This window comes from Nocardioides sp. Soil805 (assembly GCF_001429625.1).
GTDB lineage: Bacteria > Actinomycetota > Actinomycetes > Propionibacteriales > Nocardioidaceae > Nocardioides.
The window spans coordinates 591,286-608,806 of sequence record NZ_LMSU01000002.1; the positions used below are offsets into that span (position 1 = coordinate 591,286).

The following is a 17,521-nucleotide window of genomic DNA, read 5'->3' on the forward strand; positions in this document are numbered from 1 at the left end:
CATGGTGCCATGGACACCGAAGAGCAGGCACGGGTGGCGCTGGTCACCGGAGGGACGGCGGGGCTGGGACTCGCCCTGGTCCGCGCACTGGCGGCCGAGGGCTGGCACGTCGTCACGGACGGGAGGAGTGAGGAGCGGATCACCGCGGCCGGTCTCCCGCCGGCGGTCACCGTCGTCCCCGGGGACGTCACCGACGACGAGCACCGGGCCGCGCTGGTGGCCGCCGTGGAGGAGGAGGGCCGCCTCGACCTGCTCGTGCACAACGCCAGCACGCTGGGGCCGCTGCCGATGCGCCCGCTCGCCGAGGCGACCGTCGGGGACCTCCAGCAGGTGTGGCGCACCAACGTCGGCGCACCGCTGGTGCTGACCGGGGCCCTGCTGCCGTGGCTGCGCGAGGCCGGCGGGGTGGTCCTCTCGCTGAGCTCCGACGCGGCGGTGCAGCACTACGGGACGTGGGGACTGTACGGCGCGAGCAAGGCCGCCCTGGACCACGTCACGCTCACCTACGGCGCGGAGACCGGGCTGGCGGCGTACGCCGTGGACCCCGGCGACATGCGCACCGCGATGCACCAGGACGCCTTTCCCGGCGAGGACATCTCCGATCGCCCCCTGCCGGAGACGGTGGTGCCGCGCCTGCTGCGCCTGCTGGCGGAGCGCCCGGCGTCCGGGCGCTACCGGGCGGACGAGGTCGAGGTGGGCCTCGGATGACGCTGCTGACCGAGACGCCGTCCGTCACCTTCGCAGCGTCGGACTTCGCGCCACGACCGGCCGAGGCCCGGGGGCTGGCCCGCGACGAGGTGCGGCTGTTGGTCGGGACGCCCGACGGCATCGAGCACGTGCGGTTCCGGGACCTGCCAGCGCACCTGCGCGCCGGCGACGTGCTGGTCGTCAACGACTCGGCGACCGTCGCCGGCGAGGTCGACGCGACCCTGCGCGGTGAAGCGGTCGTCCTGCACGTGGCGTCCCGCCTCGACGACGGCCAGCGGGTGGTCGAGGTGCGCTCGGCTCCCGACGCGGCCCGCGCCGTCCTCGACGCCGAGCCCGGTGACGTGGTGCACGTGGGCGGCGCGCGCCTCACCCTCGCGGCGCCCTGGCCCACGGGGGAGGCGTCGTCCCCGACAGGCCGGGGCAACCGGCTGTGGCGGGCCCGCGTCCGCGGTCCCCTCGAGGACGTCCTCGCCCGGCGCGGCCGGCCGATCGCCTACGGCTACCTCGACCGCCGCTACCCGCTGGCGGCGTACCAGACCGTCTTCGCCCGGCGTCCGGGCAGCGCGGAGATGGCCTCCGCCGGCCGACCGTTCACCGACGCGCTGGTGACCCGGCTCGTCTCCTCCGGCGTGCTGGTCGTCCCGGTCACGCTGCACACCGGGGTCTCCTCCCAGGAGGCGGGCGAGGCACCTGGTCCGGAGTGGTTCGAGGTGCCCGCGGCCACGGCACGGCTCGTCGAGGCGGCCCGCGCGGCGGGCGGACGCGTCATCGCGGTGGGCACGACGGCCACCCGGGCGATCGAGTCGGCGGTGGTCGACGGCGTCCTGACCGCGTCGAGCGGCTGGACGACGCGCGTCGTCACCCCCGGCGACCCGCCCCGGGTGGTCGACGGCCTCGTCACCGGGTGGCACGACCCGCACGCCTCCCACCTGCTGCTCGTGGAGGCGGTGGCCGGGCGCGACCTCACCCAGGCGGCGTACGACGCGGCGGTCGCCCACGGCTACCTGTGGCACGAGTTCGGTGACGCCGCGCTTCTGCTGCGTCGGCCCGCGGCGGGGCTGTGAGGGGCGTGAGTGAGGGTTTTCCTCCCCGAAACATGAGGTAACACCGACCACAACATCGCGAACCTAGCGTCGTCGACATGACGCACCTGCGATCCACCCTCGTCGTCGTCGGCCACGGGATGGTCGGCCACCGGCTCGTCCAGGCCGCCATCGAGCGCGGGTTGACCGAGACCCACGACATCGTGGTCATCGGCGCCGAGCGCCGCCCGGCGTACGACCGCGTCGCGCTCACCAGCTTCTTCGCCGCCGACAGCGCCGACGAGCTCTCCTTGCTGCCCGCGGGGGCGTACGACGACCCGCGCGTCACCCTGGTCCTCGACGCCGAGGTGACCGAGATCGACCGCGCCGGCCGCGCCGTCACCTACGTCTCCCCGGCACCCGGCAACGTCTCCGAGCCGCTCGCCAACCCGGGCCGCGTCGAGACGATCGGGTACGACGCGCTGGTGCTGGCCACGGGCGCCGCGCCGTTCGTGCCGCCGGTCGAGGGCCGCGACAAGGACGGCTGCTTCGTCTACCGCACCATCGAGGACCTCGAGGCGATCCGGGCGGCCAGCGGGTCCGCCACCAGCGGCATCGTCATCGGCGGCGGGCTCCTCGGGCTCGAGGCGGCCAATGCGCTCGTCCAGCTCGGTCTCGAGACCCACGTCGTCGAGATGGCTCCGCGGCTGATGCCCGTCCAGCTCGACGGCTCCGGCGGCGCGACGCTGGTCCGCCACATCGAGAAGCTGGGCGTCACCGTCCACACCGGGGTGCTCACCGAGGCCATCACCGGCGACGCCGCGGTGGCCGGGCTGCGGGTGCGACCGGCCGGGACCGAGGAGGGCGCGGGGACGAGCACCGTCGACGCCGGGATCGTCGTGTTCTCCGCCGGCATCCGACCGCGCGACGCCCTGGCCCGCGAGTGCGGCCTCGACGTCGCCGAGCGCGGCGGCGTGCTCGTCGACGAGCAGTGCCGCACCTCCGACCCGCACGTCTTCGCGATCGGCGAGTGCGCCGCGCCGGGCGGACGGATGTACGGCCTGGTCGCACCGGGCTACGCGATGGCCGAGGTCGTCGTCGATGCCCTGCGGGACGGTCCGGGCACGTTCACCGGAGCCGACATGTCCACCAAGCTCAAGCTGCTCGGCGTCGACGTGGCCAGCTTCGGCGACGCGTTCGCCACCACCCCCGACTCGCTCGAGCTCGTCTACTCCGACGCGGTCGCGGGGGTCTACAAGAAGCTCGTGGTCGCCGAGTCCGAGGACGGCTCCTTCCGCCTCCTCGGCGGCATCCTGGTCGGCGACGCGTCGGCGTACGGCACCCTGCGCCCGCTCGTGGCGAGCGGCATCGCGCTGCCCGCGAACCCCGAGGAGCTGATCCTCCCGGCCAGCCGCGGCGGCGTCGAGCTGGGGATGCCCGACGAGGCGCAGGTGTGCTCGTGCAACGACGTCACCAAGGCGCAGATCGTGCACGCGGTCGCCGAGGACGGGTGCGAGACCGTGGCCGACGTCAAGAGGTGCACCCGCGCCGGCAGCACCTGCGGGAGCTGCGTGCCGCTGGTCAAGAACATCGTCGAGGAGCACTTCGCCTCCGTCGGCAAGGTCGTCGACAAGGGCCTGTGCGAGCACTTCCGGCTGACCCGGCAGGAGCTCTTCGACGTGGTGGCGGTGCACGGCTACCGCCGCTTCGACGACATCGTCGAGGCGCACGGCACCGGACGCGGCTGCGACGTCTGCAAGCCCGCGATCGCCAGCATCCTGGCCAGCCAGTTCAACGGGCACGTGCTCGACGACGACACCCGCAGGCTGCAGGACACCAACGACGCCTACCTCGCCAACATCCAGCGCAACGGCACCTACTCCGTCGTCCCGCGCATCCCGGGCGGCGAGATCACGCCGGAGAAGCTCATCGTCATCGGCGAGGTCGCCCGCGACTTCAACCTCTACACCAAGATCACCGGCGGCCAGCGGATCGACCTCTTCGGCGCCCGCATGGAGGAGCTGCCCGCGATCTGGCGCCGCCTGGTGGACGCCGGCTTCGAGTCCGGGCACGCCTACGGCAAGTCGCTGCGCACGGTGAAGTCGTGCGTCGGCTCGACCTGGTGCCGCTTCGGCGTGCAGGACTCGGTGGGCCTCGCGATCGCGCTCGAGCTGCGCTACCGCGGGCTGCGCAGCCCCCACAAGCTCAAGGGCGGCGTGAGCGGCTGCGCGCGCGAGTGCGCGGAGGCGCGCAGCAAGGACTTCGGGATCATCGCCACCGAGAAGGGCTGGAACCTGTACGTCGGCGGCAACGGCGGCGCCGTACCGGCCCACGCCCGCCTGCTGGCCGGCGACCTCGACACGCACGAGCTGATCTCCTACCTGGACCGCTACCTCATGTTCTACATCCGCACCGCCGACCGGCTGCAGCGGACCGCCGGGTGGATCGACTCCCTCGAGGGTGGCCTCGACCGGGTGCGCGAGGTCGTCGTGGAGGACTCGCTGGGTCTCGGCGCGGAGCTGGAGGCCGAGATGGCCCGGCACGTCGGGTCCTACTTCGACGAGTGGAAGGCGACCCTCGAGGACCCCGACAAGCTGTCGAGGTTCGTGTCCTTCGTCAACGCCCCGGACACCCCCGACCCGGCCATCTCCTTCACCGAGGAGCGCGGCCAGATCAAGCCGGCCGAGAGCGAGGGGCCGGTCGCGCTCGGCGCCACGATCCCCGTGGGTTCCCCCGACGCGGTGGGAGCCGGTCGATGAGCTCCGAGTGGGAGCGGGTCTGTCCCGTGGACGACCTCGAGGTGGAGCGTGGCGTGACCGCGCTGGTCCACGGACAGGCGATCGCGATCTTCCGCACCCACGACGACGAGATCCACGCGCTGGGCAACTACGACCCCTTCGCGCGCGCCTCGGTGCTGGCCCGCGGCATCGTCGGCACCCGCGGCGGCGTCCCGTTCGTGGCCAGCCCGATGCACAAGCACGCCTTCGACCTGCGCACCGGCCGCTGCCTCGACGACGAGACCCACAGCGTGCCGGTGTACGACGTCGTGGTCGAGGACGGCATGGTCCTGGTCGGTCGCCGCAAGCAGGCCGTCGCGTGACGGTGGCGCCCGTACCCGACGAGGGTGGCACGCGTCCCCTGGAGGGCTATCGCATCGGGGTGACCGCCGCCCGCAAGGTCGAGGAGCAGATCGCGCTGCTGGAGCGCCGGGGCGCGCGGGTCGAGTGGGCGCCGTCGCTGTCGCAGGACCCCAACCAGGTCGACGACTCCGAGCTGCGCGCGGCCACCGAACGGCTGCTGGCCGAGCCCGTGGACATCTTCGTCGCCACCACCGGCATCGGCATGAAGACGTGGTTCGAGGCGTCGGAGGGGTGGGGGCTGCACGACGCGCTCGTCGAGGCGATCGGCGCCGCCGAGGTGCTGGCCCGCGGTCCCAAGAGCGTCGGCGCGCTGCGCCGGCGCGGGATCCGCGAGCTGTGGTCGCCGGGCTCCGAGTGCTTCGAGGACGTCCTGGCGCACCTGCGGGGACGTGACCTCGTCGGCCGGCGGATCGTCGTACAGGAGCACGGGCAGTCGCTGTCGATGGTCGCGCACGCCCTGCAGCGCCAGGGCGCCCGCGTCGAGGTGGTCACGGTCTACCGCGTCCAGGGTGCCGAGGACCCCGAGCCGATGTTCCGGATGGTCGACCTGGTCGCGGACCGGGAGCTGGACGCCCTCACCTTCACCTCCGCCCCGGCGGTGGCGGCGTTCATGGAGGCGGCCGGCGTCACCGGGCGCCGCGACGAGGTCATCGCGGCCTGCCAGGCCGACGTCATCGCGGCGTGCGTGGGCCCGGTGACGGCTGCGGCCTTCGAGATGTGGGGAGTCCCGAGCATCACGCCCGAGAGGTCGCGTCTCGCGGCCATGGTCAAGCTGCTCGAGACCGAGCTGCCGTCGCGCCGCGACGGGCTCTCGCTCGAGGTCGCCGGCCACACCCTGCTGCTGCACGGCGACCTGGTGCTCCTCGACGGGGTGGAGGTCCGCCTCTCGCCGGCCCCGCTCGCGGTCCTGCACGCCCTGGTCGTCAACCCCGGCCACGTGGTCTCCCGCTCCGAGCTGCTGGCCGGGCTGCCGAGCGGCACCGCCGGCTCCGAGCACGCGGTCGAGATGGCGGTCGCGCGGCTGCGCGCCGCCCTCGGCACCCGGGTGGTGCAGACCGTGGTGAAGCGTGGCTACCGCCTCGCGGTCGGCTCGTGACCTCGCCGTGACCTTTTCGTGACCTTCTAGCTGTGGTCCGACCGGCTGGGGTCCGACCGGTGCGGGCCAGGCCGGCTGTAACGCGCCGTCACCTCATCTCCACCCCCCACCGACGGGGTGTGGGGCGCGCGTAACGGAGCGTTACAGCGATGCGGCGGACCGGGGGGGTACGACGGCCGGGCCGGCCGGCCCGGCCGGGGTCAGTCCCGGGGTACGACGAGCGCGGTCGCGATCGCCGCGACCCCCTCGCCCCGGCCGGTGAGGCCGAGGCCGTCGGTGGTGGTGGCCGACACCGAGACCGGCGCCCCGACCGCCTCGCTGAGCGCCGTCTCGGCGTCCGCGCGCCGCGGGCCGAGCCGGGGCGCGTTGCCGACGACCTGGACCGCGACGTTGCCGATCTCGAAGCCCGCCACGCGCACCCGTCGCGCGGCCTCCGCGAGCAGGGTGGCGCCGGACGCCCCGGACCACTCGGGCTCGGAGGTCCCGAAGTGCGAGCCGAGGTCGCCGATGCCGGCTGCGGAGAAGAGGGCGTCGCACGCGGCGTGGGCGGCCACGTCCGCGTCGGAGTGGCCCTCGAGCCCGCGGGGCTCGTCGGGCCACGACAGCCCGGCGAGGTGCATCGGCACGCCGTCGACGAGTCGGTGGACGTCGGTGCCGATGCCGGTGCGCGGGATGTTCACCGGACCCATCATGCCGGGTCGCCGACCAGCGGGCGCCCGCATGGCTGCGTCCGTCAGAATGGCCGCATGCATCCCTCGTCGCGCCTGCCCTGGGCGCTTGCCGGCGTCGTGACCGGCGTGGCCGGCCTGGCGACGAGCTATGCGGTGGCGATGATGCTCACCATCCGCGAGTCACCGGTGGTGGCCGTGGCCGAGCTGGTCATCCGGCTCACCCCCGGCGCGGTCGCCGAGCGGATCATCGGGGTCGTCGGCCAGCTCGACAAGCCGCTGCTGGTGGCGGGCATCCTGGTCTTCCTGCTGGCGATGTTCACGCTCGCGGGGCTGATGGCACGTACGTCGTGGGTCCGGCCCCAGCTCGTCTGGCTCGGGCTGTCCGCGATCGGCATGGTCGCCGTCCTGGTCCAGCGCGGGGCCCAGGCCGTGGACCTCGTGCCCGTGCTCGTCGGCCTCGTCACGTGGGTCGCGCTGCTGCCCGCCCTGACGGCGCCGCTGCGGATGGGCATCGACCACCCCGAGCTGGAGTCGCGCGAGCGGCGGGTCTTCCTCATGGTGGCCGGGGTGCTCGGCGTGGCCGCGGTCGGCGTCGCGACCGCCGGGCGCGTGGTCGGTGCCGGCCGGCGCCACGTCGTGGAGAGCCGGCGGCTGCTGCGCCTGGACGAGGTCACCCCGCCGGAGCCGCCTCCTGGTGCGTCGATCGGCGTCAGGGACGTCAGTCCCTGGCAGACCCCGAACGACGACTTCTACCTGATCGACACCGCCATCTCCGTCCCGGCGGTCGAGCCCAAGGACTGGCGGCTGCGCATCCACGGGATGGTCGACCGCGAGCTGGTGCTGACGTACGACGACCTCATCGCCCGGGGCCTCACCGAGGCCTGGGTCACCCTCAACTGCGTGAGCAACGAGGTCGGCGGGGGCCTGGTCGGCAACGCCTGGTGGAGCGGGGTCCGCATCGCGGACCTGCTCGAGGAGGTCGGGGTCCGCGGGGACGCCGACTGCGTCCTGCAGACCTCCGAGGACGGCTGGACCTGCGCCACCCCGCTCACCACCCTCACCGACGAGCGCGACGCGATGCTGGCCGTCGCCATGAACGGCCGGCCGCTGCCCCTCGAGCACGGCTTCCCGGTGCGCTCGATCGTCCCCGGCCTCTACGGCTACGTCTCGGCGACCAAGTGGGTCGTCGACTTCGAGGTGACCCGCTTCGGCGACGTGGCGGCCTTCTGGACCCAGCGGGGCTGGTCCGAGCAGGGCCCGGTCAAGATCGCCTCCCGCATCGACGTCCCCCGCTCCGGCGCCGACGTCGACCCCGGACCGCTCGAGGTCGGAGGCCTGGCCTGGAAGCAGCACACCGGCATCGCGGGGGTGGAGATCGCCCTCGACGGCGGCGCCTGGGAGAGGGCCCGGCTGGCGGAGGCTCCCACCGACGACACCTGGGTGCAGTGGGCCGGCACGATCGACGCCACCCCGGGCGACCACTCGCTGCGGGTGCGGGCGATCGGTCGCGACGGCGACGTGCAGACCGGCGCCGTCGCGGACGTCGTACCCGACGGGGCGACGGGGTGGCACACCGTGGAGTTCAGCGTCCGCGACGCGTGATCCCGGCCACCCTGGGGGGCGGCGCGCAGTGGCAGGGACTGCCGGGCGTCAGCGGTTGATGACGTACGCCGTGCCGCCGCTGGCGTCGAGCCAGACGTCCTCGAGCTCGGCGCGGTCGTAGACGCGGCGCACGGCGCCGTTGCTCGCCCCGGCCGGGTCGTTGACCACCACGTCGCCGTCGGCCTCGAAGCCCACGACGACCAGGAGGTGGCCGTTGCTCGCCGAGATGGGTGCCCCGGTGAGCTGGCGGGCACCGAAGGCGACCGAGATGACCAGCGGGACGCCGGCCACGACGTAGTCCTCGGCCTCCCGCAGGTCGCGCAACCGCGTGACGTAGGCGTCGCCGCCGGCGAGCGTCGAGGCGAAGGCGGTGTTGAAGGCCCAGTTGCCGGTGCCGCCGTAGGCGTGGTCGTAGACCATCCGCGCCGTGTGGTCGACCTGCGCGTCCGCGTGCCCGGCGGTGATGTCGGGGAAGGGGCCCGGCTGGAGGCCGTAGTAGCCCAGCACCATCGCCGTGGAGGTGGGGGAGCACCAGGCCTCGCCGCCCCCGCCCCACTGCGGGTAGTGCCCGCCGTGGGTCATCTGCGAGTACGTCGGGACGTCGAGGACCGTGCCCGCCCCGGGGCCGGGTGTCGAGGTCGGCGCGTTGCCGCGGGGCGCGATCGCGCTGGCCACCGCGCCGATGCGGTCGACGCGCACGAGCGGCTTGGTGGCGGCGCTGCGGTAGAGCGTCACCCGCACCTGCCACTGGGTGACGGGGGTGGCGGCGACCCAGGTGTCGACGTTGACGCGACCGAGGTCGTCGGCCTGCGAGGCCAGCGAACGGCGGCGCACGGCCGGGTTGTCCAGCGCCCACTCCGCCATCGAGTCCCAGCTGGAGGTGCGACCGTCGGCCGTGCGCGCGCGGACGGCGACCTTGACGACGCTGTCACCGGTGGTGACGGCCTCCCACGACGGGATCAGCTCGGTGGCCCCGAAGCCGGGGGCGGCCCACGGGGAGGTCCAGCTGCCGGCCTCGTAGGCGCGGCCGTGGAGCTTTCCGGGGCGCGGCTTCTTGAGCAGCAGCGAGCCCTTCGCGGTGCGGACGCCGCGCATGGTCCCGGCCCGCCAGTCGCGACCCTTCGACCACGACGTGTGCTGGATCGCGGAGGTCGCGCGTCGCTCGGCGGCCCCGGGTGCGCCGGGGTCCGCGGACGCGGGTCCGGTCACCGGCGAGAGCGCCCCGGCGAGCAGGGCGAGCGTCGGGACGGCGAGGAGCGGGCGTCGTACCAGGGAAGGGGCCACGCGGCCACGCTAACCCCATTCGTCCCACCCGTCACAGGGTTCAGCGACGTCGTCGGCAGCCGGACCAGGGCGTTCAGCCGGTGATGTCGTCCGACACGATGCCCGCGAGGCCGCCGGAGGAGAGCCAGTCGGCCTCGAAGTCGGCGCGGGGGATGACCTGCGGGACCGCTGCGCGGGTGGGCGCGGAGGGGTCGTGCACGATCACGTCGCCGTCCGCCTCGATGCCCACGACCAGGACGGGCCTGGCCCCGGCCTGCAGCGGCACGACGACCAGGCGGCCGCGGACCAGGTGCTCCTCGAGCGCCGTCACGTCCGCGAGCCGCGTGACCCAGCTCGAGGTCAGGCCGTCGGTGCTGAGGAAGGCGGTGGCGAACGAGAACGTGTCGGAGGCCCGGGTGCCGTTGTCGTAGCCCCGGCCGGCGGCGTAGCCGATCGGACCGCGCCCGCGGGAGACCTGCGTGCCCTGGCCCTCCATCGCCATGACGAAGGCGGCGGGTGTCGCCCAGCGCTGACCAGCGCGCGTGTCCGCGACCGAGTACGACGGGACGTCCTCCGCCACCGGCCGCCCCGCGGCCCGCCCCGGCGCCGAGGTCGGAGCGGGCACGTACGGCCCGGACGCCGTGGCCACGTCGAGCCGGTAGAGGTTGGAGATGGCGCTGTCGCGGGTGCGGTCGGACATCTCCACCCGCACCTGCCACGCCGCCTGCGGGCGGGCGCCCTCGCGGACCGACCACGACCCGCCCTCCACCCGTCCGACGTCGTCGCCCTGGCCCCGCAGGGTGCGCCGGTCGCCACTGCCGGTCACGCTCCACACCGCGACGGTGTCCCACGACCCGGTACGGCCGCCCGCCGAGCGGGTGCGGACGGAGACCTCGACCCACGCCGGTCCCGAGTAGGCCTGCCACGAGGGCGTCAGCTCCGTCACCGCGCTCCGCTGCCACCGCGACGTCCAGCTGCCCACCCGGTGCGGGCGGCCCTGCAGGTTGCGCACCCGCGCCGAGTCGGCCACGACGAGGCGTTCGCCCTTGCGCTGCAGGCCGCGCAGGGTCCCCGACCTCCAGTCGGCCGCCGAGTCCCACGTGACGTGGGTGAAGGGGGCGCCGGCGACGGGAGCCGTCGACGCGGTCGGTCTCCCCGTGGCTCCCGAGGCCGCGGTCGCCGTGGTCGCGGGCACGACGCCGAGGACGGCCAGGAGCGGTGGGACGAGGAAGCGACGCAGGCGAGGCATGCGCCGACGATAGATGAGACGTGCCGGGCCACCCCTAGACTTGCCGGGTGAATCTGAGGCTCCACGACACTGCGACCCGCGAAGTCCGTGACTTCGTCCCCCTCGAGGAGGGGAAGGCGGGTATCTACGTGTGTGGGCTCACCGTGCAGTCGGAGCCGCACATCGGCCACGTCCGCTCGGCCGTCAACTTCGACGTGCTGCGCCGCTGGCTGACCGCGAGCGGCTACGACGTGCACTTCATCCGCAACGTCACCGACATCGACGACAAGATCCTGACGAAGTCGGCCGAGCAGGGCCGCCCCTGGTACAACCTCGCGTACGCCATGCACGCCGAGCTGACCCGGGCGCTGGCCAGCATCAACGTGCTGCCCCCGACCTACGAGCCGGCCGCGACCGGCACGGTCCCGGAGATGATCGAGCTCATCGAGACGCTGGTCGAGCGGGGCCACGCGTACGCCGCCGAGGACGGCTCCGGCGACGTCTACTTCGACGTGCGCTCCTGGCCGTCGTACGGCGAGCTGACCCGGCAGGGCATCGACGACATGGAGCCCGCGGGTGACGCCGACCCCCGCGGCAAGCGCGACCCACGCGACTTCGCCCTGTGGAAGGGCTGGAAGAGCTCCGAGCCCGAGTCCGCCGCCTGGCCCGCCCCGTGGGGGCGCGGTCGCCCCGGCTGGCACATCGAGTGCTCGGCGATGGCGAGCAAGTACCTCGGTCCCGCCTTCGACATCCACGGTGGCGGCGTCGACCTGCGCTTCCCGCACCACGAGAACGAGCTCGCGCAGTCCCGGGCGGCCGGCAAGCCGTTCGCGTCGTACTGGCTGCACAACGCCTGGATCACCACCGCCGGCGAGAAGATGAGCAAGTCGCTCGGCAACTCGCTGCTCGTGCCGTCCGTGCTCGAGCGGGTCCGGGGGATCGAGCTGCGGTTCTACATGGTGAGCGCGCACTACCGCTCGCACGTGGAGTTCAGCTTCGAGGCACTCGACGAGGCGGCCACGTCGTTCCAGCGGATCGAGTCGTTCCTCGAGCGCGTCCCCGCCGGGGTGGTGGGGGACGACCTGGTCGGTGGATCGGCCGGATCGCCCAGCACTTCGTCCCACACTGCGCAGCTGCCGGAGTCGTTCGTCGCCGCGATGGACGACGACCTGGGCACCCCCGCCGCCGTGGCGGTCATCCACGACACCGTCCGCGAGGGCAACCGGCTGCTGGCCGACGGGGGCGACGCGACCGGCGTCGCGGCCCAGGTGCGCGCCATGCTCGGCGTGCTCGGGCTCGACCCGGCCGACGCCGGCTGGACGGACGGCAGCGGCGCGGAGGCCGAGCAGCTGCGCAGCGCCGTCGACGTACTCATCACCGCACTGCTCGAGGACCGGGCCCAGGCGCGAGCCGACAAGGACTGGGGTCGCGCCGACGCGATCCGGGACCGGATCAAGGCCGCCGGCATCGAGATCGAAGACACGCCCTCCGGGCCGAAGTGGAGCATCTGAACATGCCAGGAAACAGCCAGCGCAAGGGCGCCATCCGCAAGTCCGGCAAGGGCCCGACGGCCGGGTCGGGCGGCCGGGTCAAGCGCGGCCTCGAGGGCAAGGGCCCCACGCCCAAGGCCAAGGACCGGCCCTACCACCAGGCGCACAAGACGGCCAAGCGCGCCGAGCGCTCCGAGTCGACCCGCCCCAAGCGGCGCACGACCAAGTCGACCGAGGCCGAGTGGGTCGCCGGGCGCAACTCCGTGGTCGAGGCGCTGCGCGCCGGCATCCCGATCACGGCGGTGTACGTCGCCGAGGGCGCCGAGCGCGACGGCCGGCTGCGCGAGGCCTTCAAGATCGCCGCGGAGCAGGGCTACTCGATGATGGAGGTGACCCGCGGGGAGCTCGACCGGATGACCGGCGGCGCCGTGCACCAGGGCCTCGCCGCCCGGCTGCCGTCCTACGAGTACGCGCACCCCGACGACCTCCTAGACCGCGCCGCCGAGCTGGGCGAGAAGCCGCTCATCGTGGCCCTCGACTCGGTCACCGACCCGCGCAACCTCGGCGCGGTGATCCGCTCGGCGGCGGGCTTCGGCGCCCACGGCGTGCTGATCCCCGAGCGCCGTGCGGCCGGCATGACCGCCTCGGCCTGGAAGACCAGCGCCGGCGCCGCGGCCCGGATCCCGGTCGCCCAGACCGTCAACCTCACCCGCCAGCTCAAGGCCTACCAGGACGCGGGCTGCATGGTGGTCGGCCTCGCCGCCGACGGTGACGTCTCGCTGCCCGACCTCGCGCTGGCCGACGGCCCGCTCGTCGTCGTGGTCGGGTCCGAGGGCAAGGGCCTGGGCCGCCTCGTGACCGAGACCTGCGACCAGCTCGTCTCGATCCCCATGGGCAACCAGCTGGAGTCGCTCAACGCCGGGGTGGCCGCCTCGGTGACGCTCTACTCGATCGCCCAGGCGCGCGCCCGGGCGTGAGCCGCACCCGGCTGCTCTCCACCGTCGCGGTGGCGGCGGGATGCCTCGTCGTCGCGGTGGTCGCCACGATCGCCCTCTTCCTCTCGGGGAGCAGGACGGTCGTGGTGGCGAGCCACGACGCGACGGTGCGCCCGACCCTCGACGGCGACGTCGTGGTCCGCACCGGGCCGCTGCTGCCCGACGTACGCCGCCGCGGTGACGGGCCGGTCGGCGTCGACGTGGTGCTCGGCAAGACCGAGGCGGGCTCGGCCGACGAGCTGATCGCCCGCTACGCCTTCATCGCCAGCCAGCCCGACGCCCAGGTGGCCAAGGTGGAGCGGGCGGTGCGCGACATCGCCGTCTCCGCCGCGGTCCGTGGTCTCGGCCTCGGCATGGTGCCGCTCGCCGTCTGGCTGCTGCTCGGCCCGCACCGCCGCGGTGAGCTCTTCCGCGGCCTGCGCACCCGGCGCGGCGCGGTCGGCGGCGTGCTGCTCCTCGCCCTCCCGCTCGCCCTGTGGCAGCCGTGGGACTCCGATGCCGACACCCAGGAGGCCGAGCAGGACTGGATCACGCTGGGCACCTTCCTCGGCGACGCCGTGCCGCTGCCCGCGGAGGCCGACGGCATCGAGGTCCGCACCGGTCCGACGACCACCGAGACCCGCCGCCTCATCGCCAGCGCGGTCAGCACCTACGACAAGAGCAAGGCGTTCTACGCCGACGCCGTCGAGGCGGCCGGCAGCCTGCCGCTGCGCGAGCCAGCGCAGGGCGAGACCGTCGCCCTGCTGGTCAGCGACCGCCACGACAACATCGGGATGGACCCGGTCGCGCGGGCGATCGGCGACGCGGCCGGCGCCACCGTGGTCCTCGACGCGGGCGACGACACCTCGACCGGCCAGCCCTGGGAGGCGTTCAGCCTCGACTCGCTGGACCGCACCTTCGGCGACCTCGACCGCTGGGCCATCGCCGGCAACCACGACAACGGCTCCTTCGTCACCCGCTACCTCGCCGACCTCGGCTGGACGACCCTCGACGGCGAGCCCGTCGAGGGTCCGGGCGGCGGCCTGGTCCTCGGCGTCGACGACCCCCGCTCCAGCGGGCTCGGCGACTGGCGCGACGAGACGGGGCTCAGCTTCACCGAGGTGGGGGAGCGCCTCGCCGACGCCGCCTGCGACTCCGAGGAGCGGATCTCCACCCTGCTCGTCCACGACGCCGACCTCGGCCGCGCGTCCCTCGCCCGCGGCTGCGTCGACCTCGTCGTCGGAGGCCACACCCACGTGCAGAGCGGCCCCGAGCCGGTCGCCGGCGAGGGAGGCCGCACCGGCTGGACCTACACCAACGGCACCACCGGCGGCGCGGCGTACGCCATCGCGGTCGGCAGCAAGCCGCGGCGCGACGCCGGCGTCAGCCTGGTGACGTACGACGAGCAGGGACGCCCCGTCGGGGTCCAGGCCGTGCGGCTCCAGACCGACGGCTCGTTCGTGGTCGGCGGCTACGCCGCTCTGACCTACGAGTGACGCGGGCCGAGCAACACACCGGCACCGTGACCCGGGTCACACCCGGGCGGGCAGACATACTGCAGCGTGGCCGGTAGCCGGATGATCACCGTGGACGACGCGACGGCGCTCGACGGCGCCGAGATCGACGTCGCCGCGAGGGTGGCGTGGCTGCTGCGGATGGCGCGCACGACCGCGGGCGGACAGCTGCGGCTCCGGGCCCTGGCCGAGCGCCTCGGGACCAGTGCGGCGCGTCTCTCGAGGCTCGAGACCGGGCAGCTGCGCGACGGCCGGGTCGTCGACGGCTACGAGACGGTCCTCGGGCTGCCGGAGGGCTCGCTGCGCGCGCCCGTGGACGTGCTGTGCCGCACCTTCCCGGCGGCGAGCCCGCACGACGCCGACCCCGGGAGCCGGATCGACGACGTCCGCGAGCTGTCCCGGCTCACCGGGACGCTGCAGGGGGACGGTCCCGTCACCGGCGGCCAGTGGCTGCGCTGGGCCCGGGCCATGGCGGCGCCGGGCAACATCGGGATGCCCGAGCAGCAGTGCCGCGAGCTGCTGGTCAGACTGGCCTCCGAGCTCGCCCGGGCCGTGTCCCACGGGTATCCCTCGCGCTACGAGGCACTCTCCCTGGTGCGGTGCAGCGCCTACGGCCACCTGGTCCTCGACGTGGCCAAGCAGGAGCTGCGGCGCCCGCACGCCCAGGGCCTCGGCGACCTGATGAGCGCCGTCGGCGAGGCCGTCACCGACGACGCCCTGGACTGGTGCCTCGACCTGCTGCTCGACGAGCGCGGGTACGCCGCGCAGTGCGGGGCGCTGGCGATCGAGAACATGGGCCAGATCGGCGAGACCGACTTCTGGGCGGCGGTCGCCCCGCGGCTCCTCGAGGCGCTGGAGAGGACGCCGGAGGGCTCGCCGCAGGAGGAGTGGGCCACCCACCTCGTCCGGCTCGTCCCGCCGCAGGTCTGGCGGGAGAACGGCCTGGTCCCCTCGCGCCCGCTGCCGCCCGCCGCCGCGTTGCCGAGGATGGGCCGCGACGCCTCGAACACCGTGTGGCACCGCTGCGTGGCCGTCGCTCAGGAGGTCGGGCACGAGACCGGGGTGGGCGAGCAGCCGATGCTCGCCCGGCTGGTGCACGACATCTGCTTCGGCCACTGGGAGACGCGCGCGGTCACGGCGTACATGCTGCTGGCTGGCGTCCCGGCGATCGCCCGGGCGGCGGGCCCGCACATGGCCGGGCTCGTCGAGGAGGCCGAGGACCCCCGGGTCCGGGCCCGCGGGGCGCGCCGCCTGCTCGGGGTGCTGCACGGTCACGACATCCCGCCGGTACGCCGCTGGCTCACCGACCCGGACCCGGGCCTGCGGGGATCCGCGCTGGCCGTCACCGGAGCAGCCGGTCGGCAGGTCGACGACGAGGTCCTGCGCGCCGGCCTCGCCGACCCGGAGACCAGCCGCCTGGCCCTCTACTCGGCGGGGATGAGCGCCCACCCCGCGCTGGCGGAGATCGCCGCCGCCGAGGACCCGGACGTGCGCAACGCTGCCCTGTGGTGGCTCGAGCACGGCGGCCGCGTGGCCGAGTGAGCGCTCAGAAGTAGTCGCGCACGTGCACCCGGCGGGCCCCGAACAGGGTGTCGAGGGTGGCGTCCGACGCGGTGTCGCCGCGCATCAGGCCCGCCGCCCGGACCGCAGCGCAGGGCTGCGCGCCTGACACCAGCAGCGCCAGTCCGCGAGGAGCCAGCACCGGCGCGGGCGCGTCCGGGGCGTCCGGCGTGCCCGGTCCGGCCGGTCCGGCCGGTCCGGCCGGGACGCAGGTCGAGACCCCGTCGGCGGTGGTGAGCAGCCAGCGGCCGTTGGCGGTGCCCAGCAGGTCGCCCTCGACGACGAGCTCCACGCGGGCGTCCAGCGGGCCCAGGCGGAGCCCGGAGAGGGCGCCGGCCACGTCGTGCACGCGGAGCATGTAGGGGACCTGCTTGGTGACGGTCCACTCCGCGAAGGGCAGCGCGAGCCGCACCGGGTCGTCCCCGGAGGTGCCGAGCCGGACCCGGCCGGTGACCGAGGCGTGGCTGCCGAGCATCGCCCACAGGGACCGGGTGGCGCCGGAGTGCAGCGAGACCAGGTCGTCGACCGTGATGGTCGCGCTGTCGTCGTACCCGGTGCCGCGGTGCCAGCTCGCGAAGCCGACCACCTCGCCGGCGGCGAACCCGTCGACGGGCTCGGTCGTCACGGCGAGCGTGACGGCAGTGAAGGAGGAGAGCACCTCCGCGGCCTCGGTGGGGAAGGACGGGCCGGTGCGGGTGAGCGGCCCGTTGTGGGCGGCGGCCCAGGTCGCGTACACGCGGCGTACGTCGTCCAGGTCGGCCGCCGTCGCGCGGCGCAGCTTCACCGCCGGGTCGGGCGAGACGCGGGAGAGGCGGGCGGTCGCGAGCTCGACCTCGAGGAGCCCGGTGACGACCTCGTAGCCGTAGCGCCGGTAGATCCCGGGGGCGGTCGGGTAGAGCGTGGAGAGCACCTCGCCGCGCTCGCGCAGCCCCTCGTCGAGCACCTGCGCCATCAGGGCGTCCAGCAGCCCCGAGCCGCGGTGCTCGGCGGCGACCGCGACACCGGCGATGCCGCACGTCGGCACCTGGCGGCCGTGCCACCAGGAGTGGTACTCGCGGCCCATCACCCGGGCCACGAGGCGGTCGTCGGCGAAGGTGCCCCAGGAGTGCCGTCCCGGCAGCGGCCAGGTCTCCGGCGCGGGCGGGGTGAACCCGGCGGGCAGGTCGCCGAAGGCCTCGGCGCTCAGGGTGATCGAGGCGGCGATGTCGTCGGGGCCGATGGGGCGTGGACCGGAGGTCGTCATGCGAGGAGGG

14 protein-coding genes are annotated in these 17,521 nt (G+C 74.4%); 10 read left to right on the plus strand and 4 right to left on the minus strand.

What is annotated here, in order from left to right; translation table 11 throughout:
- Positions 1–9: 9 nt before the first annotated feature.
- The 5 genes from ASG94_RS13350 to ASG94_RS13370 all read left to right on the plus strand — a co-directional run bounded on the left by ASG94_RS13350 (position 10) and on the right by ASG94_RS13370 (position 5,966).
- A complete protein-coding gene (locus ASG94_RS13350) occupies positions 10–708 on the plus strand; it encodes an SDR family NAD(P)-dependent oxidoreductase (protein WP_056926929.1) in 699 nt (232 codons plus the stop codon).
- Positions 705–1,772, plus strand: a complete 1,068-nt coding sequence (locus ASG94_RS13355) for an S-adenosylmethionine:tRNA ribosyltransferase-isomerase (protein WP_056926930.1) — start codon at positions 705–707, stop codon at positions 1,770–1,772. Before ASG94_RS13350 ends, ASG94_RS13355 begins: the two co-directional genes overlap by 4 nt.
- A gap of 77 nt (positions 1,773–1,849) precedes the next feature.
- On the plus strand, positions 1,850–4,489 hold the full coding sequence (nirB, locus tag ASG94_RS13360; RefSeq protein WP_056926931.1) for a nitrite reductase large subunit NirB: 2,640 nt from the start codon (positions 1,850–1,852) through the stop codon (positions 4,487–4,489).
- Positions 4,486–4,830, plus strand: a complete 345-nt coding sequence (nirD, locus tag ASG94_RS13365) for a nitrite reductase small subunit NirD (protein ID WP_056926932.1) — start codon at positions 4,486–4,488, stop codon at positions 4,828–4,830. Before nirB ends, nirD begins: the two co-directional genes overlap by 4 nt.
- Positions 4,827–5,966 carry a uroporphyrinogen-III synthase gene (locus ASG94_RS13370; protein WP_235537265.1) on the plus strand — a complete coding sequence of 380 codons (1,140 nt, stop codon included), beginning with the start codon at positions 4,827–4,829 and terminating at the stop codon, positions 5,964–5,966. Before nirD ends, ASG94_RS13370 begins: the two co-directional genes overlap by 4 nt.
- Before the next feature lie 200 nt (positions 5,967–6,166).
- Here ASG94_RS13370 and ispF read toward each other — a convergent pair whose 3' ends face one another.
- Positions 6,167–6,655, minus strand: a complete 489-nt coding sequence (ispF, locus tag ASG94_RS13375) for a 2-C-methyl-D-erythritol 2,4-cyclodiphosphate synthase (protein ID WP_235537288.1) — start codon at positions 6,653–6,655, stop codon at positions 6,167–6,169.
- A gap of 57 nt (positions 6,656–6,712) precedes the next feature.
- Here ispF and ASG94_RS13380 point away from each other — a divergent pair, with 57 nt between their 5' ends.
- Positions 6,713–8,239 carry a molybdopterin-dependent oxidoreductase gene (locus tag ASG94_RS13380; RefSeq protein WP_056926934.1) on the plus strand — a complete coding sequence of 509 codons (1,527 nt, stop codon included), beginning with the start codon at positions 6,713–6,715 and terminating at the stop codon, positions 8,237–8,239.
- Positions 8,240–8,287: 48 nt separating this feature from the next.
- On the opposite strand, the gene ASG94_RS13385 is transcribed toward ASG94_RS13380, so the two are convergent.
- Together ASG94_RS13385 and ASG94_RS13390 are read right to left on the minus strand one after the other, a co-directional pair.
- A complete protein-coding gene (locus ASG94_RS13385; RefSeq protein WP_235537266.1) occupies positions 8,288–9,523 on the minus strand; it encodes a C39 family peptidase in 1,236 nt (411 codons plus the stop codon).
- A gap of 73 nt (positions 9,524–9,596) precedes the next feature.
- The gene (locus tag ASG94_RS13390; protein WP_056926935.1) at positions 9,597–10,751 is read right to left on the minus strand and encodes a hypothetical protein; all 1,155 of its coding nucleotides are present in this window, start codon (positions 10,749–10,751) and stop codon (positions 9,597–9,599) included.
- Between the two features lie 47 nt (positions 10,752–10,798).
- Between ASG94_RS13390 and cysS the strand changes: the two genes are divergently transcribed.
- The 4 genes from cysS (at position 10,799) to ASG94_RS13410 (ending at position 16,250) form a co-directional block, all read left to right on the plus strand.
- The gene (gene cysS, locus ASG94_RS13395; RefSeq protein ID WP_056926936.1) at positions 10,799–12,241 is read left to right on the plus strand and encodes a cysteine--tRNA ligase; all 1,443 of its coding nucleotides are present in this window, start codon (positions 10,799–10,801) and stop codon (positions 12,239–12,241) included.
- Between the two features lie 2 nt (positions 12,242–12,243).
- The gene (rlmB, locus tag ASG94_RS13400) at positions 12,244–13,197 is read left to right on the plus strand and encodes a 23S rRNA (guanosine(2251)-2'-O)-methyltransferase RlmB (protein ID WP_056926937.1); all 954 of its coding nucleotides are present in this window, start codon (positions 12,244–12,246) and stop codon (positions 13,195–13,197) included.
- A complete protein-coding gene (locus tag ASG94_RS13405) occupies positions 13,194–14,690 on the plus strand; it encodes a metallophosphoesterase (protein WP_235537267.1) in 1,497 nt (498 codons plus the stop codon). The genes rlmB and ASG94_RS13405 overlap by 4 nt, the downstream gene beginning before the upstream one ends.
- A gap of 66 nt (positions 14,691–14,756) precedes the next feature.
- Complete coding sequence (locus tag ASG94_RS13410; protein ID WP_156411575.1) at positions 14,757–16,250, plus strand: helix-turn-helix domain-containing protein; 1,494 nt, start codon at positions 14,757–14,759, stop codon at positions 16,248–16,250.
- 4 nt (positions 16,251–16,254) lie between these two features.
- Here ASG94_RS13410 and ASG94_RS13415 read toward each other — a convergent pair whose 3' ends face one another.
- Entirely contained in the window at positions 16,255–17,511 is a 1,257-nt protein-coding gene (locus ASG94_RS13415) for a GNAT family N-acetyltransferase (protein WP_056926939.1), read from the minus strand.
- Between the last annotated feature and the right edge of the window lie 10 nt (positions 17,512–17,521).

Bases quoted from the DNA above. Each gene is read 5' to 3' on its own strand.
- nirD (WP_056926932.1), top strand. From the start codon at position 4,486: ATGAGCTCCGAGTGGGAGCGGGTCTGTCCCGTGGACGACCTCGAGGTG.
- ASG94_RS13350 (WP_056926929.1), top strand. From the start codon at position 10: ATGGACACCGAAGAGCAGGCACGGGTGGCGCTGGTCACCGGAGGGACG.
- nirB (WP_056926931.1), top strand. From the start codon at position 1,850: ATGACGCACCTGCGATCCACCCTCGTCGTCGTCGGCCACGGGATGGTC.
- ASG94_RS13355 (WP_056926930.1), top strand. From the start codon at position 705: ATGACGCTGCTGACCGAGACGCCGTCCGTCACCTTCGCAGCGTCGGAC.
- ispF (WP_235537288.1), bottom strand. From the start codon at position 6,655: ATGGGTCCGGTGAACATCCCGCGCACCGGCATCGGCACCGACGTCCAC.
- ASG94_RS13415 (WP_056926939.1), bottom strand. From the start codon at position 17,511: ATGACGACCTCCGGTCCACGCCCCATCGGCCCCGACGACATCGCCGCC.
- ASG94_RS13380 (WP_056926934.1), top strand. From the start codon at position 6,713: ATGCATCCCTCGTCGCGCCTGCCCTGGGCGCTTGCCGGCGTCGTGACC.
- rlmB (WP_056926937.1), top strand. From the start codon at position 12,244: ATGCCAGGAAACAGCCAGCGCAAGGGCGCCATCCGCAAGTCCGGCAAG.
- ASG94_RS13390 (WP_056926935.1), bottom strand. From the start codon at position 10,751: ATGCCTCGCCTGCGTCGCTTCCTCGTCCCACCGCTCCTGGCCGTCCTC.